Origin of the sequence: Bradyrhizobium tropiciagri, from assembly GCF_018130505.1 — a bacterium.
Taxonomy (GTDB): domain Bacteria; phylum Pseudomonadota; class Alphaproteobacteria; order Rhizobiales; family Xanthobacteraceae; genus Bradyrhizobium; species Bradyrhizobium tropiciagri_B.
In genome coordinates this window covers 736,290-759,968 of the sequence record NZ_JAFCKH010000001.1, presented here as the reverse complement: position 1 = coordinate 759,968, position 23,679 = coordinate 736,290, and the positions used below count along the sequence as shown (strand labels likewise).

18 protein-coding genes are annotated in these 23,679 nt (G+C 63.7%); 7 read left to right on the top strand and 11 right to left on the bottom strand.

Annotated elements, in window-relative coordinates; all coding sequences use genetic code 11:
- Positions 1 to 5: 5 nt before the first annotated feature.
- The gene (locus JQ633_RS03420; RefSeq protein WP_211982347.1) at positions 6 to 1,787 is read right to left on the bottom strand and encodes a caspase family protein; all 1,782 of its coding nucleotides are present in this window, start codon (positions 1,785 to 1,787) and stop codon (positions 6 to 8) included.
- Positions 1,788 to 1,873: 86 nt separating this feature from the next.
- On the bottom strand, positions 1,874 to 3,595 hold the full coding sequence (locus JQ633_RS03415; RefSeq protein WP_211982787.1) for a hypothetical protein: 1,722 nt from the start codon (positions 3,593 to 3,595) through the stop codon (positions 1,874 to 1,876).
- Positions 3,596 to 3,752: 157 nt separating this feature from the next.
- Here JQ633_RS03415 and JQ633_RS03410 point away from each other — a divergent pair, with 157 nt between their 5' ends.
- A complete protein-coding gene (locus tag JQ633_RS03410) occupies positions 3,753 to 4,034 on the top strand; it encodes a hypothetical protein (RefSeq protein WP_211982345.1) in 282 nt (93 codons plus the stop codon).
- A gap of 85 nt (positions 4,035 to 4,119) precedes the next feature.
- On the top strand, positions 4,120 to 5,103 hold the full coding sequence (locus tag JQ633_RS03405) for a DUF4424 domain-containing protein (protein ID WP_211982344.1): 984 nt from the start codon (positions 4,120 to 4,122) through the stop codon (positions 5,101 to 5,103).
- A gap of 6 nt (positions 5,104 to 5,109) precedes the next feature.
- Here the strand turns inward: JQ633_RS03405 and JQ633_RS03400 are convergent, their stop codons facing one another.
- Genes JQ633_RS03400 through JQ633_RS03360 form a run of 9 tightly spaced genes read right to left on the bottom strand, consistent with a single transcriptional unit; the run spans position 5,110 to position 18,723 of the window.
- The gene (locus JQ633_RS03400) at positions 5,110 to 6,921 is read right to left on the bottom strand and encodes a serine/threonine-protein kinase (protein WP_211982342.1); all 1,812 of its coding nucleotides are present in this window, start codon (positions 6,919 to 6,921) and stop codon (positions 5,110 to 5,112) included.
- Positions 6,918 to 7,694, bottom strand: coding sequence for a PP2C family protein-serine/threonine phosphatase (locus JQ633_RS03395; RefSeq protein ID WP_211982340.1), 777 nt, complete (start codon positions 7,692 to 7,694; stop codon positions 6,918 to 6,920). The genes JQ633_RS03400 and JQ633_RS03395 overlap by 4 nt, the downstream gene beginning before the upstream one ends.
- Positions 7,695 to 7,700: 6 nt before the next feature.
- The gene (gene tagF, locus JQ633_RS03390; RefSeq protein WP_211982338.1) at positions 7,701 to 8,402 is read right to left on the bottom strand and encodes a type VI secretion system-associated protein TagF; all 702 of its coding nucleotides are present in this window, start codon (positions 8,400 to 8,402) and stop codon (positions 7,701 to 7,703) included.
- Positions 8,399 to 11,959 (bottom strand): type VI secretion system membrane subunit TssM, encoded by a 3,561-nt coding sequence (tssM, locus tag JQ633_RS03385; protein WP_211982336.1) that lies wholly within the window; start codon positions 11,957 to 11,959, stop codon positions 8,399 to 8,401. The genes tagF and tssM overlap by 4 nt, the downstream gene beginning before the upstream one ends.
- A gap of 43 nt (positions 11,960 to 12,002) precedes the next feature.
- Positions 12,003 to 13,526 (bottom strand): type VI secretion system protein TssL, long form, encoded by a 1,524-nt coding sequence (tssL, locus tag JQ633_RS03380; protein ID WP_211982335.1) that lies wholly within the window; start codon positions 13,524 to 13,526, stop codon positions 12,003 to 12,005.
- Positions 13,523 to 14,860 carry a type VI secretion system baseplate subunit TssK gene (tssK, locus tag JQ633_RS03375; protein ID WP_211982333.1) on the bottom strand — a complete coding sequence of 446 codons (1,338 nt, stop codon included), beginning with the start codon at positions 14,858 to 14,860 and terminating at the stop codon, positions 13,523 to 13,525. Before tssK ends, tssL begins: the two co-directional genes overlap by 4 nt.
- Before the next feature lie 48 nt (positions 14,861 to 14,908).
- Entirely contained in the window at positions 14,909 to 16,273 is a 1,365-nt protein-coding gene (tagH, locus tag JQ633_RS03370) for a type VI secretion system-associated FHA domain protein TagH (protein ID WP_211982331.1), read from the bottom strand.
- 12 nt (positions 16,274 to 16,285) lie between these two features.
- Positions 16,286 to 16,849, bottom strand: coding sequence for a DUF6931 family protein (locus JQ633_RS03365; protein ID WP_211982329.1), 564 nt, complete (start codon positions 16,847 to 16,849; stop codon positions 16,286 to 16,288).
- Between the two features lie 5 nt (positions 16,850 to 16,854).
- Positions 16,855 to 18,723 (bottom strand): type VI secretion system Vgr family protein, encoded by a 1,869-nt coding sequence (locus tag JQ633_RS03360; protein WP_211982327.1) that lies wholly within the window; start codon positions 18,721 to 18,723, stop codon positions 16,855 to 16,857.
- A gap of 318 nt (positions 18,724 to 19,041) precedes the next feature.
- On the opposite strand from JQ633_RS03360, the gene JQ633_RS03355 reads away from it, so the two are divergent.
- The 5 genes from JQ633_RS03355 to tssE all read left to right on the top strand — a co-directional run bounded on the left by JQ633_RS03355 (position 19,042) and on the right by tssE (position 23,678).
- Positions 19,042 to 20,355, top strand: coding sequence for an ImpA family type VI secretion system protein (locus JQ633_RS03355; protein ID WP_211982325.1), 1,314 nt, complete (start codon positions 19,042 to 19,044; stop codon positions 20,353 to 20,355).
- A 123-nt stretch (positions 20,356 to 20,478) separates the two neighbouring features.
- Positions 20,479 to 21,006: a type VI secretion system contractile sheath small subunit gene (gene tssB, locus JQ633_RS03350; RefSeq protein ID WP_211982323.1), complete on the top strand. Its 528-nt coding sequence runs from the start codon at positions 20,479 to 20,481 to the stop codon at positions 21,004 to 21,006.
- Between the two features lie 16 nt (positions 21,007 to 21,022).
- The gene (gene tssC / locus JQ633_RS03345) at positions 21,023 to 22,525 is read left to right on the top strand and encodes a type VI secretion system contractile sheath large subunit (protein ID WP_211982321.1); all 1,503 of its coding nucleotides are present in this window, start codon (positions 21,023 to 21,025) and stop codon (positions 22,523 to 22,525) included.
- 51 nt (positions 22,526 to 22,576) lie between these two features.
- Positions 22,577 to 23,062, top strand: a complete 486-nt coding sequence (locus JQ633_RS03340) for an Hcp family type VI secretion system effector (protein WP_211982320.1) — start codon at positions 22,577 to 22,579, stop codon at positions 23,060 to 23,062.
- Positions 23,063 to 23,129: 67 nt separating this feature from the next.
- Positions 23,130 to 23,678 (top strand): type VI secretion system baseplate subunit TssE, encoded by a 549-nt coding sequence (gene tssE, locus JQ633_RS03335; protein ID WP_211982318.1) that lies wholly within the window; start codon positions 23,130 to 23,132, stop codon positions 23,676 to 23,678.
- The last annotated feature ends 1 nt before the right edge of the window (position 23,679 follow it).

Below are 23,679 nucleotides of genomic sequence, written 5' to 3'. Positions count from 1 at the left end.
GATTGTCAGGGAACGCTGAAGAAGCCGATTGATGCGATCCGCGCGTCCGCCGGCAGGTAGCGTTCGAGGCTCTTGATCACCTGCCCCGAGGCGCGGCGGCGGTTGAGCTGCATCAGGACCGTCTCGAGATCGACCATGCGCTGCTCCGAGGTCACCGCAACGACCTGCTCGGCACCGAACGGCTCGCCCACCCGAAGCGGCAGCCGCAGGTTCGCGGATCGAGCCAGCGCGGCGTCAGATCCCACCGGATACAGCATCTGGATGGTCCCATCGCCGGAGACGTTGAAGAGCAGCACCGCCCGAGAACCGACATCGGACAATTCGACCTCGACGGTCTGGCCGCTGCGCTGCTGCCGATCGTCCGGCCAGATCCGCATCAGTTGCGGTGACCGCGTCGCCATGCGCTTGAGCTCGCGGATCGCCGCGGTCCTGTTGACCACAGTGGTCAATCCGGCAACGTCGACTCCATAGGCGACCACGTCGCCCCACGCGATCACATCGTGGGATACGGGATCCCAGATCAGGTCGGGATTGTCGGTCGGCTGAACGGCCTGCACACCGGCGTCCTGCGGCTTGACGCTGTCGAAGTAGCTCGTCTTGCCGTCAAGCGAAGCAAGCCGGATCGGCGTGGTGAGGCGGAAGGGCGGCAATGCGGCGCTGGGCGCGGCCGGACTGGTCGCGGCAGCCGTGGTGGTTGGAGCGGTCGGCGATTTCGCCGTGACGGCCGCTGGTAAGGGCGGCTTTCCCGCGGCAGGCGCGGCCGTCGCAGTCTGACTGGAGGCCGCTCGCGCGGTGGCCCCCTGGATCAGTACCACGCCACGTGTCAGTTCAAAGGCCACCTCGGTTTCCGGCGCCTGCGCCTGCGACGATATCGTCACGATGTTCTGGCGTTGGTCGGACAGTTGATAGACCACCTGCCGGACATTGCTGAACAACTCCTTCAGGGTCACCTTGCCATCATGATTGATATCCGCGCTGCCCTCCACAGCCCGGGCAACCGCATAGCTCAAGGCGCCGCGCAGGCCGTCGATCCCGGGGATCCGCACTTCCGGCGCCTTGGTGTGGCGATCCACCGCGGCGAGGAACGCCGTGTGGTCGAGATCCAGCTCGGACTTCGGATCGTCGCTGTTCGACACCGGCTTCAATTCGTCGACCAGAAGGGTATAGCGCGGCACCTGCCGGAAGCTCATTTCCGCCGCACGCGGATCGATATCGCGCACCATTCCGCCGCCGTGACAGGTATCCGCGACGAAGATCACCTTCGCACCGCGCAATTCGAACTGCCGGATGAAATGGTTGAACTCGCTGCCCAGAATACGCTGGGCCGAGCCGGTGGGCGTGGTGGCGAACTCGGGCAGCAGGAACACGTTCTCCATGCCGTCCGGTTCGGAGCCCTTGACGCGCTCCGGCTCCTGCGTGCCGTGACCTGCGATCGACAGGAAGATGAGATCGTTGCTCTTGGTCCGCTCCACCAATGAGCTAATCTCACGCAGCACGCTCGCCCTGTCGGCCTGCGCGTTGGTCAATTCGACCACATCGCTCACGCCCATCGTCCTCAGGCTGGACACGATGTCATTTGCATCGGCGACCGCGCCCTTCAATTTGCGGACGTGCTGATAGTCATCGATGCCGATGACGAGAGCGCGGAAAGCAGCACCCTCCGGGTTGCTGATCGACAACTCGCCTGCCGCATGCGCGCGCTGGAGCGGCAGGCCAATCAACGTGGCGAGCAGGATGGCGGCAAACAGCCAACCGGTCTTCTGATCAAAGCTCCTGAGCCGTCGCATCGTGATTGACCTCGATATCAACTAGGCCTGCCCCAGCTTGGAGGCAGTAATCCATGTTCATTTGTAGCCTCGGCAAGACCCGAGGTTCAGCGCCGCTTGGCCGCGGCTTTGCGGCCGGCCGGCGCCTCGGTCTCTTGATAGGCGTTCGCGGAAACCGCCGTCTGATCGTCAGCGAAGGCGCGGAAGCGGACCGGGACGTAGCCGCGCGCGAGCAGGCTCGCCAGCGGATAGACGTTGCGGCAGACACGGCCGTTGCAGCCGCCCGTCGAGGATTCCATGACTTCGGCCTTGCGGTCCGGCGTGAAGCGCAGGAACAGCATCACGTGGGAACCGGGTTTGTTCAGGGCATCGCCAGGCTTCAGATCCCATGGGTTGCCGACGGGTGAGGCGATCGCGGGGATGGCGGCGGTCGTGTAGTGGACGGAGAGGCCCCACGTCGCGCTGACGAAGGCCGAGCAGTCGACGCCGGCCACATCCGGACGCGGCGCATTGCGCGTGCACACATTGCCCGCCAGCGTCCCGCTTTCGATCCGCTGCCGGAAATTCGCCAACGAACCGTGGCAACCCCAGCAATAGGGCACGCCGCGCACTTCCTGGTTGACCTTGCCCTGCAGATACCAGGGACGGCGAATGCGGCTGAAACCGGAGCATTGGCTGTCCGGATCGCTGCCGTAATTCGCCGGCGTCAACCGCCACTGGACGCCCTCAAATGCAAACGCGGTCTCGATCGCCTGCTGGCGATTGGACGGCCGCACCGCTGCGGTCGCATTGAACTTGACCTCCGGCCGCGCCGACGGCGCGGCTGCAGTGCGCGATGGCCTGACGTCGATGACGGACACGTTGCCCAGCGGCCGGAACCCGACGCCGACCACCTCGACGCCATCCGGCTTGGTGCGCAGAAAATAGACATCGCCGTCGCCCGAGATGGTGACGAACCGCCGGGTGACGGGGGTGTTCTCCAGCGGCAACTCGTAGATGCCCTCAAGGCGTCCGTTCGCGGCATAGCGCGCGACGAACGTCGCGGCATTCTTGCCCGACGGCGGAATGTCCTCGGCCAGCACGTAGAAGCGGTCGCTGTTGTCGATCTCGAGGAACTCGACGGTGCCGAGCTGGTTGCGAACGCGCAGCCCGAGCTGGCCGATGGTCTCGTTGGTGACCATGGTCTGGATTTCGACCCGCACGCTGGTATTGCCCTTGTCGGGAATGATATCGGCGATCACCGATCCCTTGCTGCGCGAGGCGATGTACTGCCGGTCGGGCTGTCGCGTCGTCTTCACGATGGCCGCGCGGGTGTTCTGATCGAGCAGATCGGTTGGGCTGCTCAGCGCCTGCGAGCCCATCTGGGCAAAGGCGGAAACGGCGACCTGGTCGTCGGTGCCGCGGGAAGAGACTTCCTCGAGCTGGATCTCATCTCCGCCCAGGCCGCGGGTGGACTGCCCCGGTGCCGCCTTCAGCACGCGCACGCCGCCGTCCCAAACCATGATGTCGTCGTTGTGAACGACGAGGTCGGTGGGCTGGACATCACCCGGCATCTTCAGGACGTCGGGAGCCACGCTGGGCTGTTTGGGGTCGAACTGCAGGATGCGGCCGTTGACCTGATCGAGGACGAACAGGTTGCCCTGCCCGTCGGCGCTGAGTGCTTGCGGACCGCCGAGTTCGACGTCCTCGCTGGCCGGAACGATCCCGACCATGGAGGCGGCCGAGCCGCCGGCAAAGCTTCGCACGACGGCATCGTCGGCCCTTGCGCCGGTGGCGGCGATGGCTGTGCCGACGACCAAGGGCCAGATCCAGCTAGAACGACGAAACATTTCCCGCCTCAATGCCACCGAACCGAACGGAGCGTCAGTCCGACTAATCCAGGACCGCAAAAGTGCGGCGTCAATTAGTGGTGAGCCGCCTCGATCCCGTTCAATTCTCTCACTGGACGGTGATCGTCCGAACCCCTTCAGCCTGCAGTGCAAACCCATGGCCAAGAACAGATTTGAGCAAGTGCACGAGATCCAGCCCGATGCGATTACCCTGATCTTGAAGCGCGACGGTGACGGCGCCTCGGGATCGGTCGTGTTGCCCGCCGCCGCCAGCGGGGGACGGCTGAGCAGCAACCAGGTCAGCGCCCAATTGCCGGCCCAGGACGCCTTTCGCGGCGCGATCCGGCTCGCCAATGACATGAAGCTCGCGATCGTGGTGTGCGACCCGGACGGCATCTGGAAGCCGGAATGGGGAGACCTCTATCAGGCGATCGATTGAACCACACCGATCCACGCTGCAGAGCCGCATGGAGGCCGGTATGGTGAACAGAGCGTTAAGCGGCCCGTCATTGCGATCGAGAGCCATGGTGATCGCCCTGCTGGCCGCAACCAGCTGGCCGGCACGGGCGAACGATTCCGCCGCCGAACTGTCCATCGGCGGGCTGCAACTCGTCCGCACCAAGGACGTGGCCATGGCGAGCGAGGACCTTCGTATCGGGCTCGACAGGGTCAGCGTTCGCTACGAGTTCGTCAACCAGACGAGCAAGCCGGTGACGCTCACCGTCGCCTTTCCGCTTCCCGACATCGATCTGTCCGAAGCCGAAAACATTGCGCTTCCATCGAGCGATCCGGTCAACTTCGTCGCGTTCGAGACAAAGATCGACGGCAACCCGGCGCCGCTGACCATCGACCAGCGCGCCATGGTCGGCGACAAGGACGTCAGCGCCGTTCTCCGTCAGTTCAAGCTGCCCCTCTTGCCGCTCGGCGATCGGGAAATCCGGGTCGCCGAACTGCCGGCGGCCACCCGGACGAAGCTGATCGATTCCGGCCTTCTGATGCCTGCGGGCATGAGCGACAACGGCCGCCAGCAATACACGCCCGGCTGGATCACCAGGACGTCAGCCGTTCGCGAGCAAGAGTTTCCACCTGCGCGCACTGTCGTTGTCGAACACCAATATCGTCCCAGCGTCGGCACCAGCCCGGACACGGTCTTGCGCTCGGGTCTGCGGGGCAGCGCAGCACTCCGTCCGGAAGTTGAACGATACAAGAAGGAATATTGCGTTACGGACGCTTTTCTTGCCGAATTGGACAAGCGCGCCGGCAAAAGCCAGGACAACACGGCTAAGCTGCAGGAGCGGCGCATTTCCTACGTGCTGAAGACCGGCGCGAACTGGGCAGGCCCGATCCGATCCTTCACGTTGACGATCGACGCGGGCAGCGATGATCGTCTGGTCAGCTTTTGTCCAGGGCGGCTGAAGTCGTCCGCTGCCAGCAACGGGCGCCAATTCACGGCAAGTGACTTCAAGCCGGATGCCGACCTGAAGATCCTGGTGATCGGCAAGTTCTAAGGGAACTCAGTTCGTGAGCATCACATAACGCGCGGCTGCAGTGAGGGTCACGTTGCCGCGCTGCGCTTCGCTCATCGCCTGCAGGAAGAATGTGTCGGCCGCCATCGGTCGCGGTTGGCGCAACGAGTCGAGAACCCGCGGCGCGGCAACGACCAACAGCAACTGCGGACCGCTGGTGCGTGCCATCGGCAGAGTAAACGACAGCGAGTCGATGCCCGGCTTCAGGAGGTAGGACAGGCTTTGCACCTCGCCGCGATCCGTGACGAGAAGCAGTTCCACCACCCGGTTGGCGAAATTCTCGATGGTCCCGTTCAGGGTTTCGCCAACCTTCAGTTCCGTCGCCGACAGATTGATGCGCGGTGTCCGCGCTTGATCACTCCCGACTTGCCCGAGGAACTTGACGGCCGGACATTGTGCCTGCGTGACCTGCCTGACACCGACCGAAGCTTCAAATCCCTGCTCCTTCCGGAACGCCTTGTCGAACGTATCGAACGGGGCGGTGGAAGCGCCGAATCCTTCGATGACGGCGGCGCTCGAGCTCACCGCAACAGGCAGGATGAAGAAGCAGTCGCCGCCCGCATATTGCGCGACGTATTTGCGGATGCGATCGGCCCGGCCCGGCCCATCGGGCGACGAAGACGGCGTCGGCGTCACCGTCGGCTGAGACGGCAGCTTGTCCGGCTCCTGACGCGCCGGCCGTAGCGGAGGCGGCTCGATCTTCGGCGCGGTCGTTGTGCCGGCAAGTTTCGGAGGTGGCGGCAAGGCCGCAAGGCGGGATGCCGACCAGACGAATTTATAGAAGGCGTACCCACTGCCCCCCAGCAGAAGCAGCAGCGCGACGACGCCGGTGCCGAGCCAGATGCCGCGCCTGTTCCGCGTGGTCGATGATGCAGATTCCCGCTGCGCCGACGTTCCGGCGTCCTTCGCCAGCGGATCGAAGCCGGACAGCGGCGCGGCCGACGGCTGAGCAGAAGCTGACGGCGACCAGCCGGCGACCTCCGCCATGGTCGGGCGCAAGGCCGGGTCTGGCTGCAGCATCCGCTCGAGAAGCGGCCTGATCCGCATGTCCACCGCGCCGAGATCAGGCACACGCCGGCGTTTCTCGACCAGTTGAAACTGGCTGCCGCCCATATCGAGCTTCTGCCCGGTCAAGGCATGGAACAGCACGAGGCCAAGGCTGTAGACGTCGGACTTCGCAGTGACCTCATTGCCGTACAGGCCGACCTGTTCCGGCGATGCGTAGTTGTCCTTGCCCGCGAAGCCGGAGCCGATGATGGTCTTGTCGCCCATCTGGGTAGACCGGGCGATCCCGAAGTCGATGATCTTCGCCCGCCTCACGTCGTCCAGCGGCACGATGATGTTGTCGGGGGACACATCGCGATGGATGATGCCGTGCTCGTGCGCGGCATCCAGGCCCGATGCGACCCGCTGCATCAGCTTGATCAATGCCTCGAAGGTCAGCGGCCCATCGTCGAGCATGCTCGACAGCGAACGCCCATTCACGAATTCCATCGCGAGATAAGGTCGCTGCAGCACCGGTTCGACCGTGAACAGGAAGTACCGAACGATCGCTTCGTGCGGAAGATTGTGGAGTGCCGCGGCCTCCCGGCGAAACAGCGCAAGCGCCGCCTCGTTGTCGACCATGTCCGGCAGCAGCATCTTGACCGCAACAGGCGAGCCGGTCTGGATTTCGCGGCAGCGGTAGACCTCCCCCATGCCGCCGGCCCCGATCATCGCTTCGATCTCGTAAATGCCGTTGAGCCGGGTTCCGGCCTGCACCCCGCGGTAGGATGGTCGAAACGGATCGTTCGCGGTCATGCGCGCGGCTCCCGATCGAGCGGCGTTCGCGTGGTCTCCGTAGCGCGTGGTGCCAGCAGCCGCACGATCACGATCGTCACATTGTCGAGGCCGCCACGGTCAAGGGCGAGCGCGAGCATGTCGTCGCAGGCCGCCTGCGCCGTCCGCGTCGCCGCGTATTTCTGGATCTCGTCGTCCTGCACGTGTCGGGTCAAGCCGTCGCTGCAAATCACGAAGACGTCGTCCGGCTCGGCCGGACCGGTCACGACCTCGAACTCCGGATCGGCGACAACGCCGACAGCCCGGGTGATGGCGTTGTTCGGCCAGTCCTGGACCTCTTCGCGCGATACCGTGCCGCCGGCAATCAGTTCTTCCAGTTCGCTGTGATCGTGCGACACCTGGATGATGCCGTCGCGGTTGATCAGATACACCCGACTGTCGCCTGCCCATATGCAGGCATAATGATCATCGCGAACCAGCAGAACTGCCGTCGTCGTCCCGACGATGGCCCCCTGCCTCGCGCGGCTGAGAGCGAGAATCTGCTGGTTGGCACTGAACAGACGCGTCTCGCACTGCTCCAGAAGGTCTGCCGCGGAGTCCGGTGCCCCGATGGCATCGAGCGACTGCACCACGATGCCGCTGGCAAGATCGCCGGCCTCATGACCGCCCATGCCGTCAGCGACCGCCCACAGGCCGACATCGGTTCGCACCAGGCATGAATCCTCGTTCCGCTCCCGCACCCGTCCGGCGTGAGTGACGCTACCGACATCAAACAAGGGCGGTGAGTGTGCCATCGCTTGTCACCCCGCTCCGGATGCCGCGCGGCCGAGGTCGCCGGTCAGCAGCATGGAATAGTGAAAGGGATCCGGCAGTCCGCGGCAACACAGCGCGAGAGGCGAGAAGCCTTCGCCGCCGGCGGTCCACCAGAAGCTGGCTGCGGCATGGATCTGGGGGTTGGCGACGCAGAGCGATCCGAACGACTCGGCAAACCCGTCAGCCGTCGAAACCATTGCGGAGGCGGCGTCGCCCAGCGACACGATCGACGGCCCGTCACTGCCCGGCGCCCGCAGACGCGGGAGCGCGAGACGATCCAGCGCATCGGAGATCTGTTCGAACGTCGCGGCGCGGTCCAGCGTCGAGAGCAGAAATGTCTCCACCTGCTCGAACCACGCGTCCTGCGGATCGATGTTCGGCGGTGGCAACCCGGCGTCACGATCCATCACCGCATGCAGCGTCAATGGATAGTATCGCCCGACGCCGTCGAGCGACGACATGATCGCTCCTGCAACCGTAGTGCCGCAGATTGCACCGCCAAGCCAGAAGCGCCAGACCGGCGCGGTCAGGAATGCTTCCTGCCAGGAGGCGCCGAGTTGATGGCGGCTTGCGGAGATGCCGGCCTGCACCCACGGCTCCCAGACTTCCAGGAAGCTGCGCGGGGTCGCGATCGCGATGAAATCACGCTTCGCGCCGATCTTGCCGAATAAGCCGCATCGCATGGTCAAATTCCGGTCGGGCAACGAAACTCGCGGAGCACTGACAAATTCAGCGGATTGCGCAACGATCCGGTCGAGATCTGGTAGTTGAGCTCGCGACCGGCGACGATGAAAGTTGCGCTGGCGGATTCCGCCTTGGCGACCAGCGACCCCGCCTCCAGCATGCGGAACAGCGACCAGGGGCCGATGCGCTCGAGTACGGACGGCGAGCCGGTCTCGTTGCTGACTGAAATTGCGGTCCGCGGCGATGGGCCGGGCCAAAGCACCGTGGTCGGCGAATTGGTTTGCGGCGGTGGCGGTGGCGCGGCGGGTTGCGGCGCGCCGAACATGGATGGAGCAGCGGCTGGTCCGGGCGTCGTGGGACTGGTGATCGTGGTGCCGCCGATCTCGGTCTTGACCGTAATGCCCGGTCCAGCCGCCCCCGGCGGCCGGATCGCGAACGACACCGCCGGCACGGCGCCGCCGGTCTGGAAAAAGGCGTCGCGGATATAGGCGGCATTCTGGAACTGCTTCAGCGTGTCGGGCGAGAACGACCGTCCGACCGGACTTTCCTTGCGCCAGACCCAATCCGAGCGCGACGTATCGGCGTAAGGCGCCAGGAACTGGGTGAAGAACTTGTCCATGATGCCATTCGGGCTGAACAGCTTGGCGAAGTCCGCGAGCGGGACCTCCTGACCGCTGCTCCGGACGAACGGATAGCGGTTGGTCACCGTCTGCTGACAGACCGGCGTGACCTGATCGCGCAACGACTGCAGGATCTGTCCGGCGGTGGACGCGGCGATGCTGCCTTCGAATTCCCCGGCCGCCGCCCGCAGCATGTCGGAAAACGGTGGCGGCATGCGCGAGGCGTTGTTACGCAACGCTGCAACCTGGGTCTGAAGCCCCGCAGTCGCCTGCGCGGTGAGCTGGGGATTCTCGACCATCAGCGTCAGGTTCTGCGCGATGTCGTTGAGGTTTGCGATCGTCGAGTCGATCGGCCGCCGCGTGCTCTCGCCTTCCAGCACCGCATGGTAGGGCTTGAACTGCGACTCGATCGACGCGCCGGGCGTACCATCCTGGGCATTGTTGAACAGCGCCGGCGTGGTGGCCGCGGGCGGCGCCCCGGCCGCCGCGGGCGTGGCGCCGCTCGCCGGCTTCGGGCGTTCCTTGGTCAGCATCGTCTCGTCGCGGACCGACTCGAGGATTTGGCGCATCGGCGAGGTCGGTGCCGAAAGCGCCCTCAGCACCTCGTATTTCGGCTTGTCGGCAAGCAATTTCTTCAGCCGCAGGCTGCCGAGCGCGGTGCGCCACGTCGTGACAAACTCGTTCGAATAGATGCTGAGCAGATCGCCGGCCAGATTGTCGTATTGCTGGTCGATCGCCGACTGCTGGCCGGCGTCGCCCAGAACCCACCGCTCCCGCTTCATGCGCTCCGACAAGCCGGGCAGCCGGGCGATGAACTTCTGCTGGAAGCCGTTGTAGGTGAAGAACTCGGGCACCCGCACGCTGTCCAGCGGCTGCCCATTCGTGGTCTCGAACACGACCGTCACGTCCGGGCCGCCGTGGCGGCTGGCGATCCAGTCGCCGCCGGCCGATCCGCGCGCCTCCGACTTCAGGAACTCGTAGGCGCGTTGCGACACGCTGAGGCGGGCCAGCGAATTCTGCGCCTGCTTGATCAGCCGGCCGTCGAGTTCGACCAGCGGCGCCTGCTCGGTCTCGAGGTCGAACATCGCCGTGAGATTCTCGTCGAGCAGACGCCGGCCTTCCGCATTGGTCGCGCCGGGATAGAGGTTGTCCGCCCAGTCGCGCTGCATCCAGGAGCGGATCAGTTCCCGGTCCGGCGACTGCAGCCCGCCAAGCATCAGGTAGACCTTCAGCGCCTCATAGACGAAGGCCGGCTCGTTGATGCGCGCATTGAGTTGCTCTTCCAGACGGTACAGCAAGCGCGGCCTGAACATGCGCTCGAGCGCGGTGTGATAGGCGGCCTTCGCAGGTGACAGCAGGCGTGCGTGCTGACTGAGACCGTAGCGCGCCGACAACGCTACCGGTTCATTGCGCGAGGCATAGCCCGCAGGCGCGTTGCGCAGGCGATAGAGCAGCGGCAGCACCTTGTCGAGATCATGGTCGGCGATCAGCGTTTGCTTGATCAGCGGCGCGCCCGCAGCGGCATACTCGCTATCGGCCTGCAGGCTCTGCTCGATCAGATCGGAGTTGCGCTTGTAGCTGGTCAGCCAGGCAACGATCAGTCCGATCGCCACCAGACCGATCACCGAGAATGCCGCGGTCTTGAGGATCAAGGCGCGACGCACCGCGGCGCGGTCGGTCGAAACCCAATCAGCCTCGCCGATGATGACCTTCGAGATCAGATCGCCGAGGAAGTAGCTCTTGCCGGTCCCGGAGTAGGATCCTGCACCGACCTCCTCCGCGCCGAATGTGCGCGCCAGGGATCCGATCAATTGATCGATCGGCGTGCCCTGCTGCGTGCCCGACGTGAAATAGAACCCACGGAGATTGGCGTTGACGTGATACCGCGTCGGCTCGAAAATCTGGTTGAGGAAATCGTGGATTTGCGGCTTGAGCCGCGCCATCTGCGCCGGGAAGCCGAACAATTGCACGCGATGCTGCGGTGTCGGCTCGTCCTGCAGGCGGTCTAGCGTCTCCTCGCTCAGGCGCTCCAGCAGGCGATCGAACTCGACTGGGATCTGCCCCACCAGATTCTGCGTCTTGTCGCCGGTCTGGAAGGTGGCGCCCCAGACCTGGCGCCGCCCGGCTTCGCCGAGATACGCGAAATACTCGGTGAAGCCGGCGACGAGATCGGCCTTGGTGAACAGCGCATAGACCGGGAAGCTCACTTTCAGCCTCTGATGCAGCTCAAGCAGCCGCATCCTGATCGCATCGGCATGCAGCGCGAGTTCCTGCTTCGGCAGCGTCAGCACATCTTCCAGACTGATTGCGACCAGAACGCCGTTGATCGGCTGGCGCGACCGGTTCTTCTTCAGGATGTCCAGGAAGGACAGCCAGCTCTCCTTGTCGGCCTTGCTGTTGGAATCCTGGGTCGTATACCGACCGGCGGTATCGATCAGCACCGCTTCGTCGGTGAACCACCAGTCGCAGTAGCGTGTACCGCCGACCCCGGCGATCGCCGCCGGCGTCGCTCCGCGCGCGAGCGGAAACTTGAGCCCCGAATTGACCAGCGCCGTGGTCTTGCCGGCACCGGGCGGGCCGATGATGACGTACCAGGGCAGATCGTAGAGATAGCCGGACTTGTTGCCGCTCGCGGTCTTGAGCGTTGCGAGCGCATCCTTCATGCGCTCCTTGAGCACGGGCTCGTCGCTGACGGGCTGATCCGCGCCGCTGATGCCTTCGGCGATCTCATTGGCACTCTTGCGTCGCTTGAAGAAATGAAGGCCGGTGACGCCTGCCGCCGCGGCGCCGAGCAGCAGGATCGCGATCTGGCGGACGATGTGATTTTCCAGCGGCCGCCAGTCGCCGAAGGCGATGAAGGGACCGGCAAGGTAGATCACCGCCCCGAGCGAGCTGAGCCCGACTCCATAGAGAACGATGCGAAGAATGTCCTTAGCGAGCATTGACCCGTACCTGTCGCATATCGCGTGAGCTTGTCGCGTCTGCCTATTCGCTGCGTTCGATGAAGATCTCGACCCGACGGTTCTTGGCGCGGCCCTCGGGCGTCGAATTGCTGCCGATTGGAGAATCCGAGCCCTTGCCGTCGACATCGATGCGCGAGCCATCGGTCAGGCCGGGCTTCAGCGCGGCCGCAACCGCCTTGGCGCGCTCGACCGACAACTCGAAATTCGAGGGGAAACGCACGGTCCGGATCGGAGAGCTGTCGGTGTGCCCGACCACCCGGATTCGCCCAGGCTCCTTGTCGAGCGTCGCCGCAACGCGGGCCGCAATCGGCTTGAAGCCATCGAGGATGGTCGCCTGGCCCGAGGAGAACAATGCGAGGTCGCAGACCCTGATCACGATGAAGCTTGCCGTCTGGTCCGCCGTCATGGCGCAGGCGGTCTTCTCCTTGGCGAGCGCGTTGCGGATGCGCTGCAGCTGGGTGATGCGATCCGGCGGCGGCGGTGGAGGCGGAGGCGGCGGCGGAGCGACGACGCGGCGCTTGAGCTCGATCGGATCGCCGGGATGCAATGCCAGCGCCACCTCCGCGGCATTTTCCGCGCGGCCGGCCAGCAGGGTCCGGAGGACGAAATAGGTGCCCGTCAGCAGCGCGGCGACCACGGCCGCCACCAGCCAGACGGGAACACGCAGGCGCGTTCGCCGACCGGCCAGCGCCTGCCCGCGCCAATGTGGCGACAAATCGTTGGTCGGCTTCGGCCGAACCCGGCGCAGCGTTTCATAGAGATTGCGCTGGATCACCTGGAGGTTCGCAAGTCCACCCGGCGATGTCCGGTGAATGCCCTGGAAGCCCAGCGCAAGGCAGGCGTGCTGCAGCTCGAGCACCGGATAGTTGACCAGCGGATCGGTCTTCAGATGGTCGAGGATCTCGAAGAAACGCACGCCGCCCACGCGCTCGCCGAAGAACCGGCTGAGCATCGAGTATTGGGCCCAGACGTGGCGATCGTCGGTCGGGATATGCTGCACGATATCGTCGGCAGTCGCGCACAGGATATACTTCGCCGTATTGGCCTGGTGCTCGGAAATGCCGGCCGACCGGATATCCTTCTCGAAGAACTTGATGGCGTCGGCGACCTGTTCCATCAGGCTTGCGAACGACGCCCGCATCAGCGCGACGCGCAGCCGGCCCAGCAGCTGCAGCAGAGGTCCGCCGGCGCGCATCACCGGATTGGCGTTTGGCGCGACCAGATCGTCGACCCGCAACGGCGGTCCGGGCGGCAGGATCGCTTGCTGCGCCTGCGCCTGCGCCGGGGTCGAAATCCATTCCTCCGACGGCTGGCTGGTCGGCGGGGCGGCGTAGTTCGCACCGGGCGGCACGGGAGAAAACGATGGCGGCGAAGGGGCGCCGGGCGATGCCATCGGCGACGGCGAGTAAGCCGGCCGGCTTGCAGGCCCCTCGCCCGCCGGAGGTTGAGGAGCCGGAGCCGGCTGCACCTTCCCGCCGGGGTTCGGACGAATGATCGTCCGCTCACCGCGACCGAAAGGATTCACCGGCTTGTCCCTGTCGGTCATGGCCGCTCTTCCAGGATGGCCCAAAGGTACAACTCAAGTTCCGGCCAGTCGCCGGAAAAATGCATCCCGATCGAAGCCGCCGTGCTGAACTCGGGCCACAGCGGCGACTTGCGATCGAGATAGAAATAGACGTGATCCGTGATGGCCCGGATGTGCGGCGGCGGCGTCGGCAGATGCACCAGCGTCAGGCCCGGCAGGTTTGCGTGCACGATCTCGGTCATCTTGGTATTGGGCCCGACCTTGAACAGATGCGGGAAGTCGTTCTGGATCTCCACCAGAGGCCGCCGCGCGGCGACCTCCAGCACGAGGGTCGCATTCCGGAACAGCGCCCGGTCGCGGATCGGCGAGACGAATGCGTTCTGGGCGCGCTCGATGATCTCGAGACGGATCGCCCGCCTGCCCAACCGCGCGCTCAGGAAGTCCTGGATGTCGCGCACCAGCGGCGTGAAGACGTATTCGAGGTTGTCGTGATCGTAGGCCGGGTAGTCCCGCGCGCGCCGTTCCGTCGTCGCAAAGGTCGCAAGCTCACCGGCAAATCTCAGCAATTCCTCGTACAGCCGCTCGGGATGCACGCTGCCGGACCGCTTGAAATGCGTCAGCACGGGAATGGTCCGGTTCAGCACCTGCAACACCAGATAATCGACGCTCTGCAATCCGCCGCCGGACGAAGGATCGACAGCGTAGCGCGCCAGCTCGTCGAGCTTGGTCTCGACCCAGCCGATGATGCGGTTGAGCCAGCCGTCGACGACCGGATGTGCGGCACAGACCAGCATCGGCGGCACGAACTTGTCGTCGAACAGGATGTTCTTGTCGCGAACCTCGAGGATGCGCGCGATGCCGAGACCCATGTATCCGGGCTTGCTGGTCTTGCGCAGCTCGAACGACAGCCGCGGATAGACGATGTCGATCTCCTCCTCGATGCGCAGCGCCGAGGTTGAATCGATAAACGTTTCGGAGGTTCGAACGTAGCGGCTGGCGCTATCGGTACTGTCCTCGTCCACCTCGCGTGTGTTCGGGGCCGCGACCGGCATCATCAGCCACACGATCTGGCCAGCGGCGGACTCCGGCACTTCGATGGCTTCCGGGATCGGACTGTCCGCAGGAATGTCGAACGGTGTTCCATCGGGCATGACGCCGGTCGCGCTGCGCACCGCGAACTTGCTCTGTTGAGTAAGGTCGCTATCGATCTCGAGCTGGGCAAAGCCCCAGGGGTACGGCGTCGTGTAGCGAACGCGCTTTTCCAGCAGATGCTCAAGATATCGATCGTTCTGCTGCAGATGATGCGGCCGCAGAAACAAACCTTCCGACCAGAAAACCTTGCTGTACCAAGACATTCCTACATCCACTTGGCAATGACCGGCGACGGCATCGTCACCGACGGTTCACTTCGACCCCGATTTGTCCGCGCGGTCGTAAAATTCCGAGAAATGCAGCATGAAGGTATCGATCGGCGCGCTTTCGTCACGGCCGAGATGCGCTTTCCAGCGCGTCAAGAATTCATCCCAGAGCTTGCTCTTGTTCGAGCCGAAAAAGGATCTGGCGCCGCGCTGCAGCTCGAGCTCCCGCGCCATCAGGGTCGGATCGATACTGGCAACAAATCCCCTGACCGCGTGTTGCATCGCAGTGTAGGTCTTGAGCTGATGCGATTTGAGATCGCTGAAACCCTGGGCGAACGCGTGCGGCGCATCGAGATAGCTGCGCGTCGGCGGTCCAAACAGGATGCGCATCGCATCTTCCACGGTGGGCGAGAATTTCAGCGGATTGTTTTCGATCGCCTGGATGGTGGTTTGACTGGTGCTGCGCGTCAGCTGCTTGGCCTGGGTCCGCGCCTGCAGCAGAGCCATCATGTTTTCCACGGTCATCCGCAGGATGACACCCAGCTGTTCTGCGAGTTCGGCCTCGGACTTGCCGGCAAAGATGTTGTCCGGCAGTCCGGCAGCACGGGCCACGAGGCGCGCGAACTCGGGATTGCCGATCGACGCGGCCGCAGCCGGCTCGGTCGCTTGCGGGCGTGGCGGCGCCATCTGCGGCGGCGGCGCCGGCGGTGGCGAGGCAGCCGCTTCCTCATCGGCCCATACGGACGGTCGGCGCGGTGTCGGCATCGCGTGCAGAAGGTCGGCCGGCGGTTTCGGCGCGGCGACCGGCCCGGCTGCCCAGCTCATGTCGTCGTGCACGGGCGGCTCGCGTTGCGGCAACTGCGGCGAGTACCGGACGGGGTCCACCCCCGCCGGCGGAACGCTCGCCGCCCAGTCGAGGAATTCCGGATTGATGGGTCGCGCAGCCTCGCGCGGCTTCTTCAGTTGCTGCGGGTCGATCGGCGGTGGCACGTCGCGATCGGCGGCCCAGAGCTCCTGGTAATCGGCATGTTGCCGCGCGAGAGGAGCCTGCTGCTGCGCGCCATGGCTGGGTGAGGCCTCACCAGGCTCATCCAGGTCCAGCGAAACCACGATGACATAGTGGCCGATGACGAGCCGGTCGCCGTTGCGCAGCCGGTGCGCGCCTCGCATGCGCTGGTCGGCACCATTGAGAAAAGTGCCGTTGGTCGACACGTCGCTCAACCAGTAGCCGCCGTCGCGATAATGGACCTCGCAATGCTTTCCCGAAATCATCCGGGACGGATCGGGCAACGTCCAGTCGAGGTGACGATCCCGGCCGATGTCGACCGAACGCCGGCCGGTGACCGCAAATGACACAGGTCCGCCGTCGGGAAGGTTCGTCTCGTTCTCGATGTTGAAGCGAAGCACCATCACAACATCTCGTCAGCGCGGAGGGCGCGGTTCGCCGCGTGCCAATTGAATACCATCCTCCAGGCATGTCGTCATTATTCGGTCCTGGGACGCGCGAGGAAGTCTGCAGAAGCCTATCAACACGGCCGCACGAACCGCCCGCGCCGTCTGATCCGGCTTGGCTTCGACCGGGGCAAATTCCGCGGGAACGACGCTGCCGCCGGACCAGCCGGCCGCCAGCGCCAACCAGGTCGCCGGCTGTTCAGGATCGTTGGCATTGCCGACCGCCAGCGCCTTGTTGCGCGTTTGCTCGTCCGGCTGCCGGACCCACGTCTCCGCAACGTTGAGCGACCTGGCTTCGTTGCCGTCGACATGGTCGAACATCTGCCGCAACGAGCGGCATCCCCAGGCGACGGCCACACGTCTGGGGAGCAGATACGCGCAGAAGGATACGGCCTGGTGCCAGTTGGCGGCATCAACCGCCTCCTGAAGGAAGTCCAGCGACAGCTTTTCCGGAGCGGCCTTGCCGACGTCGTAGCGCGCCAGCGGATAGGCCTCGAGCAGATCGTGGACTGTGCTGAACCGAACCTGATTCATGGCTGTCAGCCGACAATGGTTGGCGTGCCGTGGCCGATCAACGGGCCGCCGGCCGCAAGCGTCATGGCGGCCTGCGCGGTCATGGTGATGGTCGGCGCATTGATGACGATACCGGCCGGGGTCAGGATGATCTGGCTTGGGCCGACCTGCAGGGTGATGTTGACGTTGGCCGTCAGGGTGATGCTCAGGCCTGCATTGACGGATTGATCCATCGCCAGCCTGATGTGCTGGCCGCCCAATTCGATATCGAGCTTGTCATTGCCGTGCTTGAGCGTGGTCTTGCGGGTATCGCCGCCGAACGCGGCTTCGCCGATGGTCCTCGTCTCGGTGTCGCGGACCGTGACATCGTAATCCTTCTCGGCGTGCAGGGTGATCTTCTCGGACCCCTTCTTGTCCTCGAAGTTCCACTCGTTGTAGCCGCCTCCTCCCTTGGTGGAGTCGGATTTCAATCCCGCGATCGTCTTCTTCGACGGCAGATCGTAGGGCAGCTTGTATTCATCGTTATAGACCGTGCCGATCACCAGCGGCCGGTCGGGATCTCCTTCCAGGAATTCCACCACGACTTCCTGCCCGACGCGCGGAATGATCTGGCCGCCCCAGCGCTTGCCGGACCAGACTTGCGCAACGCGCAACCGGCACGACCGCTTCTTCTTCCGATCCCAGAAGAAGCGAACGTAGATTTCGCCCAGCGATTCGACGTCGATCTCCTCGCTCGAATTGTCGTCCTTGGTGACGACCTTGGCCGTTTGGATACCGTTGATCCGCGGCTTCGGCGTCGTCATCGGAGATCGGAACGGCCGATCGCTCGGCAGGAATTCATAGCTGCCGAAATAGACATGCTGTCCGGCGTCGCTGGGACCGCCGGTGCGGTACGACTCGATCGAAAACGAGTGAGCGGCGCGTACCACCAGATATTCGACGTTCTGCGAGTCCTTTGCGTGCTTCTCGAGCTTGGTCAGTCCGCCGGGGAACAGGCTGACGGCGTCGCCGTTGCCGCGCCGGCGGCGATCCATCGCCTGCTCGGACTCGAGCTGGACCTTGGCATATCGCTCGCCGTCGGACTTCTCCTTGAACTTGCCGGGATAGTCGTAGAACTCCATCTCCGACCGCGTGTAGTGCTCGGAGCCCTTGGCGTCGCTGATCATCTTCGCGTTGGGCTTCTCGTAGTTGTAATCGTTGAGCTCGATCTTGCCGGTGCGAAACCGACGCTCGGAAACCCACTCGTAGATGTGCTGTTCTTCGCGGCGGTCGGCACCGGTCAGCGGGATGTAAGGAATCTTGGCGAGGCCGTCGATTGTCTTGTGCGACGACTTGGAGTCGGCCAGCACCAGCGTGTGTTTGCCGCCTTCATGCTTGAAGAAGTAGTAGATGCCGTGCTGCTCCATCAGCCGGCACACGAAGTTCAGGTCGGTCTCGCGATACTGAACGCAGTATTCGAGCTTCGGGCATGAGCCCTCTTCGGTGAGCTTGGACTCATAGTCCGTGAAGCCGCGCTCCTTGAAGACCTCCTTGATGATGTCGGGCGCCTTCTTGTCCTGGAAGATCCGGCAATCGGTGGTGCGCGACAGCAGCCACAGCCAGGGTCTCAGCACGATCCGGTAACTGAAATAGTCGTTCTTGACCCCGACCCATTGGGCATCGGTGAGAATGCCGCTGAATTCGCGTTCCTTCTCGTGCAGCTTGATGGTGAGCGTGCACTGCTGGCCGATGGCGCGATCGAAGTCGAGATCGGCGTCCTCGCTGAGGCACTCGATCCGGTATTCGAACAGTTCGCTCAGGCCTTCTGAAGCCTCGAACCCGACGAAAACCAGAACGTCCTTGCCGAGGGGGGTCTTGAGCTCGCAGAGGCGGGTATCCTGGGTAAGCTGGCCCATGTGAGCGTTAAACTCCCTTCATTGACCGCCTGGTCCGCGCAACGGGCAGATCAGGCCGCCAAGCAAGATCAACCAGCCGGCCATCCGGTAACGACCGACGCGTCCGCCCGGTGTCTCCTTCCGCTACTGATGGAACTACCGTGGCACTCATGTAGTCGGCCCCAAGCGCTTGCTGGTTCACGGGAAAATCTTCTCCGGGAATGAACCGGGGCCGGTGCTGATCTGACCTAACAGTCAATCGGATCATGATCCCCGCGCGATCCGACGGATGTCACGGACCTGGCAAGGGGCCAGGCCGCGCAGACGGACCATCATCGCATGCTCGATGTCGCAGCCCTGACCCAGCCGATAGACCCGGAGAGTCCCTGCGGGCCCGACCTCGATGCGGCGGGAGACATCCAGTACCTGAACTTCTTCGCAGCTGCGGAATCGCTGCTGCCGATGTCGTACTTCGAGGTGGTCAACGCCAACGGTGAACGCGGACGCTTCGATCCGAAGGCAATTGATATTGCCGGCCAGTTCACCGCCGCGCAGCCCCTCTTGGCCCGCACCCGCGACCTGCGCCTGACCATGCTGCTGGCCAAGTTCTCCATTCTGAACCGCGATCTCGATGGCTTTCTCAGCTGCCTGAAGGCGACCACCCAACTGCTGCGCGAGCAATGGGACTCGGTTCACCCAAGAGGCGAGGACGGCGACTACGCCTTTCGTGCCGTCACCGTCGAGGCGATCGACGTGTTTCCGACGGTGATCAACCCGCTGCAATTCCTCCCCCTGATCGAAAATCGCCGGCACGGCAGCCTCAACTACCGTGCCTATCAAATTGCCAAGGGCGAAATTCCCGCCGCCGATGCCGATGTCGACTTGCCCGATCTCGGAACCATTGAGCGGATCATCGCCGAGACCGATCTCGACACGCTCAAAGCCGTGAGCGCGCGCTGTTCCGCAGTCGCCGCCGAGATTGCGGGCATCAAATCGATCTGGCACGAAAAGTTGAACTCGGGGCAACCCGTCAGTCTCGAACGGCTGGCGGGCGTTGCAAATGGCATGGCCGCCTGGCTCGCCGGGCTGGTGACCGCACGCGATCCGGCCGCTATTGCCCCATCGCAGGACGAGCCTTCCCAGACCGAACGGCAACTTCCGATTGAACCGGCCGGCGCAGTCGCATCACCGGGACAGGCCTCCGCGGCACTGGCGGCGGCTGCCGATTATTTCGCCCGGCAGGAACCGTCGAATCCGGCGCTCCTGCTGGTTCGGCAAGCGCAGGACATGGTTGGCAAATCGTTTATCGAAGTGATGCGAATGTTGATGCCTGCCCACGTCGAGAGCGCCGCCATCAACATCGGCCGCGACAAAGTGTTCGACCTGCCGATCGAACGCATGGCGGAGTTTGCCACGACAATCCCGGCCGAAGCCGAAAGCGACGCGCAAGGCGCTGATTTTGTGGCCAAAAACAGAGCGCAGGCGTTGGACCTGCTGACCAAGGTCGCGACCTTCTTCCGCGCGGCAGAGCCGTCCAGTCCGATCCCGTTCCTGGTCGATCGCGCACGCGAACTCGCACAACGCGACTTCCTCAGCCTGCTGAAGGAAGTCCTGCCGGAAGGCGCGCTGAAGACGATCGATAAATCGAATTGAACCCGCCTTCCGTTCGGCGGGACTAACTGAGCAGAAGGAAGCTCCGCTACCGAAAGACCGAAGCACCTTTTTAGCCAGCGTCGTGGAAGTCGGCTTCCGAAGCAAATTTTGAGAGGGCAACCCATGGCAACCGACAGCGGTCAAAAATTCATTCGGCGAAATCGCGCACCCCGCGTGCACATCACCTACGAAGATCCCTACGACGCCGAGCGGCTGGTCGAACTGCCGTTCGTCATGGGCGTGCTCTCCGATCTCTCCGGCAACAACTCGGGTGTCGAGAAGCCCAAGGTCGAGGAGCGCAAATTCCTCGAGTTCGACATGGACAATTTCGACAGCCGCATGGCGGCGATCCAGCCCGGCGTCACGATGCGCGTCGCCAATCGCCTGAGCGAAAACTCCGACGAGAAGGTTTCCGTCAACCTGCGCTTCAACAAGATGTCCGACCTGACCCCTGTTGCGGTTGCCCGCCAGGTTCCGGCGACGGCGAAACTGCTCGAGGCGCGCGAACAGCTCGCCAACCTCTTGCGCTACATGGACGGCAAGGTGGCCGCCGAGGATCAACTCAAGAAGCTGCTCAGCGATCCGCAACTGATGGCCGCGCTGCGCGAGCGCGCATCGAGCCAGTCTGCTGAACCAGATGCCGAGAGCTAAGGAAGGAACGGGGACCATGGCAAAGGAAGTCACACACAAAGAGGCCGCCACCCAGGTCGGGACCGTCGAGGCCGATGAATTTTCGGCCCTGCTCAAGCAGAGTTTCAAGCCGCGCACCGAGCGCGCCGCGACCGAAGTCGAGAACGCGGTATCCACACTCGTTCAGGAGGCCTTGAAGGACTCCAGCGTCATCAAGTCCGACGTGCTCGACACCATCGAGGAAATGATCGCGCGGATCGATCAGAAGCTGACCGCGCAGGTGAACGAGATCCTTCATGCGCCCGAGTTCCAGGCGATCGAAAGCGCCTGGCGCGGCTTGCACTACCTGGTCTTCAATTCCGAGACCGACGCCACGCTCAAGATCCGCGTAATGAACGTTTCCAAGACCGAGCTCTATCGCAACCTGCGGCTCTATCCCGACGCGCGCTGGGATCAGAGCCCGCTGTTCAAGCAGATCTACGAGTACGAATTCGGCCAGTTGGGCGGCGAGCCGTTCGGCTGCCTGGTCGGCGACTATTACTTCAGTCACGTCCCGACCGACGTGCAGTTGCTGCGCGACCTCAGCAAGATCGCCGGCGCCGCGCACGCTCCCTTCTTCACCGGTGCCGAGCCGACCTTGATGGGTATGGATTCGTGGACCGAACTGTCCAACCCGCGCGACATCGGCAAGGTGTTCGACACGCCGGAATATGCTGCCTGGAAGGGGCTACGCGACCAGGACGACTCCCGCTATCTCGGCCTGTGCATGCCGCGCGCACTGGGTCGCCTCCCTTACGGCGCGAAATCGGAACCTGTCGAGGAATTCGCATTCGAAGAGGAGACCGACGGGCACACCGGAGACAAATACGGCTGGATCAACGCGGCCTACCCGATGGCGGCCAACATCAATCGCGCCTTCAAGGAGTTCGGCTGGTGCACGCGCATTCGCGGCGTCCAGTCCGGCGGCGAGGTGATCAATCTGCCTACGCACACCTTCCCGACCGATGACGGCGGGGTGGACCTGAAATGCCCGACCGAAATCGCCATCAGCGATCGCCGTGAGCACGAACTTGCAAAGGCGGGCCTGATCCCGCTGATCCATCGCAAGAACACCGACAAGGCTGCGTTCATCGGAGCCCAGTCGCTCTACAAGCCGAAGAAGTATTTCGGCGAGAAGGGTGTGGACGCAACCGCATCCGACAACCTGTCGTCACGCCTGCCCTACATGTTCGCAGTATCCCGTTTCGCGCATTACTTGAAGTGCATGGTTCGCGACAAGATCGGATCCATGAAGGAGAAGGATGAGCTGACGGTCTGGCTGCAGACCTGGATCAACGAATACGTTGATGCCAACCCGGCCCTTTCTTCAGAGGCGCAGAAAGCGCGCAAGCCGTTGGCCGCTGCGAAGGTCGAAGTCATAGCAAACGAGGAGAACCCGGGATACTACAACGCACGCTTCTTTCTCCGCCCACATTTTCAATTGGAAGCGATGGACGTCGGCCTCAGCCTTGTTTCGCGCCTGCCCGGCCCGAGTTCCTGACGTCGCGTTCTCGCTACCGTCAAACACACTGAATTCTGAAAGGACTTCGCTATGGCTGTCGACATCTTTTTGAAACTCGATCCGATCAAGGGCGAGTCGCTCGACGACAAACACAAGGACGAAATCGACATTCTGAGCTGGTCGTTTGGCGAGAGCCAAAGCGGCACCTTCCACAGCGGCTCGGGCGGCGGCGCCGGCAAGGTCGCTGTTCAGGACCTCCACTTCACTCACTTCGTCGACAAGGCCACGCCCGAACTCTTCAAGGTGTGCGCCAACGGCAAGCATATCGATAACGCCATCCTCACCGTCCGCAAGGCCGGCGAACATCCGCTCGAATATCTCAAGATCGAGATGAAGAGCGTGTTGGTCACCAGCGTGTCGACCGGCGGATCGCACGGCGAGGACCGCCTCACCGAGAACGTCAGCCTGAACTTCCAGAAGGTGAAGATGACCTACAAGACCCAGACCGAAAAGGGCGGTGCCGGCGCATCACCCGTGTTCGGATGGGACGTTGCGGCCAACAAGGAATGGGCCTGATCGCAAGCTTCCACTCGGCGCCGGTTGCCAATAACGGCAATCGGCGCTGGCGCCATGGGGACCATCGATGGCTGTTACGCCCAGGAAGGACCGGCTTTCTCCTCCGTTGATGCTGGCCTTTCGCGCGGCTCACGAGGCCCGCGATGCGCGCAAGAAGATCGAGTTGCGCGACCAGTTCGGCGAGCGCGTCATAGCGGGGCGGCGCAGTGCCGGCCGTTTCCCGATTTCCGAGACGTTGCTGCGGCGAGAGGTCTCGCAGGATCTTGAAGCTCTGCTCAATACGATCGCGCTTGAATCGACCCTGGATCTGACTGGCCGCGACTGCGTCCGCGCCTCGATCCTGAACTACGGTTTCCCCGACATCGCGAACCGTTCGATCGACGAGATTACCGACGAAGAGCTCAGCGATGCGCTGCGCACGTCGCTCACGACCTACGAGCCGAGGCTCGATCGCAAATCGATCCGCGTGCGGCGCGACACCTCGGTCGGTCCCGAACAACTCAAGCTGCGCTTCATCGTGCATACCGACCTGAAGTGCGAGCCGCTCAACGTGCCCGTGGAATTCGTCGCCGACGTCGACCTCGACAGCGGCGATATCCAGATCAATCGAATGTAGC

Coding starts and splice junctions, on each gene's coding strand:
- tssL (WP_211982335.1), bottom strand. CDS start 13,526: ATGACCGACAGGGACAAGCCGGTGAATCCTTTCGGTCGCGGTGAGCGG.
- JQ633_RS03415 (WP_211982787.1), bottom strand. CDS start 3,595: ATGTTTCGTCGTTCTAGCTGGATCTGGCCCTTGGTCGTCGGCACAGCC.
- JQ633_RS03360 (WP_211982327.1), bottom strand. CDS start 18,723: ATGGGCCAGCTTACCCAGGATACCCGCCTCTGCGAGCTCAAGACCCCC.
- JQ633_RS03410 (WP_211982345.1), top strand. CDS start 3,753: ATGGCCAAGAACAGATTTGAGCAAGTGCACGAGATCCAGCCCGATGCG.
- JQ633_RS03400 (WP_211982342.1), bottom strand. CDS start 6,921: ATGACCGCGAACGATCCGTTTCGACCATCCTACCGCGGGGTGCAGGCC.
- tssK (WP_211982333.1), bottom strand. CDS start 14,860: ATGTCTTGGTACAGCAAGGTTTTCTGGTCGGAAGGTTTGTTTCTGCGG.
- tagH (WP_211982331.1), bottom strand. CDS start 16,273: ATGGTGCTTCGCTTCAACATCGAGAACGAGACGAACCTTCCCGACGGC.
- JQ633_RS03340 (WP_211982320.1), top strand. CDS start 22,577: ATGGCTGTCGACATCTTTTTGAAACTCGATCCGATCAAGGGCGAGTCG.
- JQ633_RS03395 (WP_211982340.1), bottom strand. CDS start 7,694: ATGGCACACTCACCGCCCTTGTTTGATGTCGGTAGCGTCACTCACGCC.
- tssM (WP_211982336.1), bottom strand. CDS start 11,959: ATGCTCGCTAAGGACATTCTTCGCATCGTTCTCTATGGAGTCGGGCTC.
- tssC (WP_211982321.1), top strand. CDS start 21,023: ATGGCAAAGGAAGTCACACACAAAGAGGCCGCCACCCAGGTCGGGACC.
- tssE (WP_211982318.1), top strand. CDS start 23,130: ATGGCTGTTACGCCCAGGAAGGACCGGCTTTCTCCTCCGTTGATGCTG.
- JQ633_RS03420 (WP_211982347.1), bottom strand. CDS start 1,787: ATGCGACGGCTCAGGAGCTTTGATCAGAAGACCGGTTGGCTGTTTGCC.
- JQ633_RS03365 (WP_211982329.1), bottom strand. CDS start 16,849: ATGAATCAGGTTCGGTTCAGCACAGTCCACGATCTGCTCGAGGCCTAT.
- tssB (WP_211982323.1), top strand. CDS start 20,479: ATGGCAACCGACAGCGGTCAAAAATTCATTCGGCGAAATCGCGCACCC.
- JQ633_RS03355 (WP_211982325.1), top strand. CDS start 19,042: ATGCTCGATGTCGCAGCCCTGACCCAGCCGATAGACCCGGAGAGTCCC.
- JQ633_RS03405 (WP_211982344.1), top strand. CDS start 4,120: ATGGTGATCGCCCTGCTGGCCGCAACCAGCTGGCCGGCACGGGCGAAC.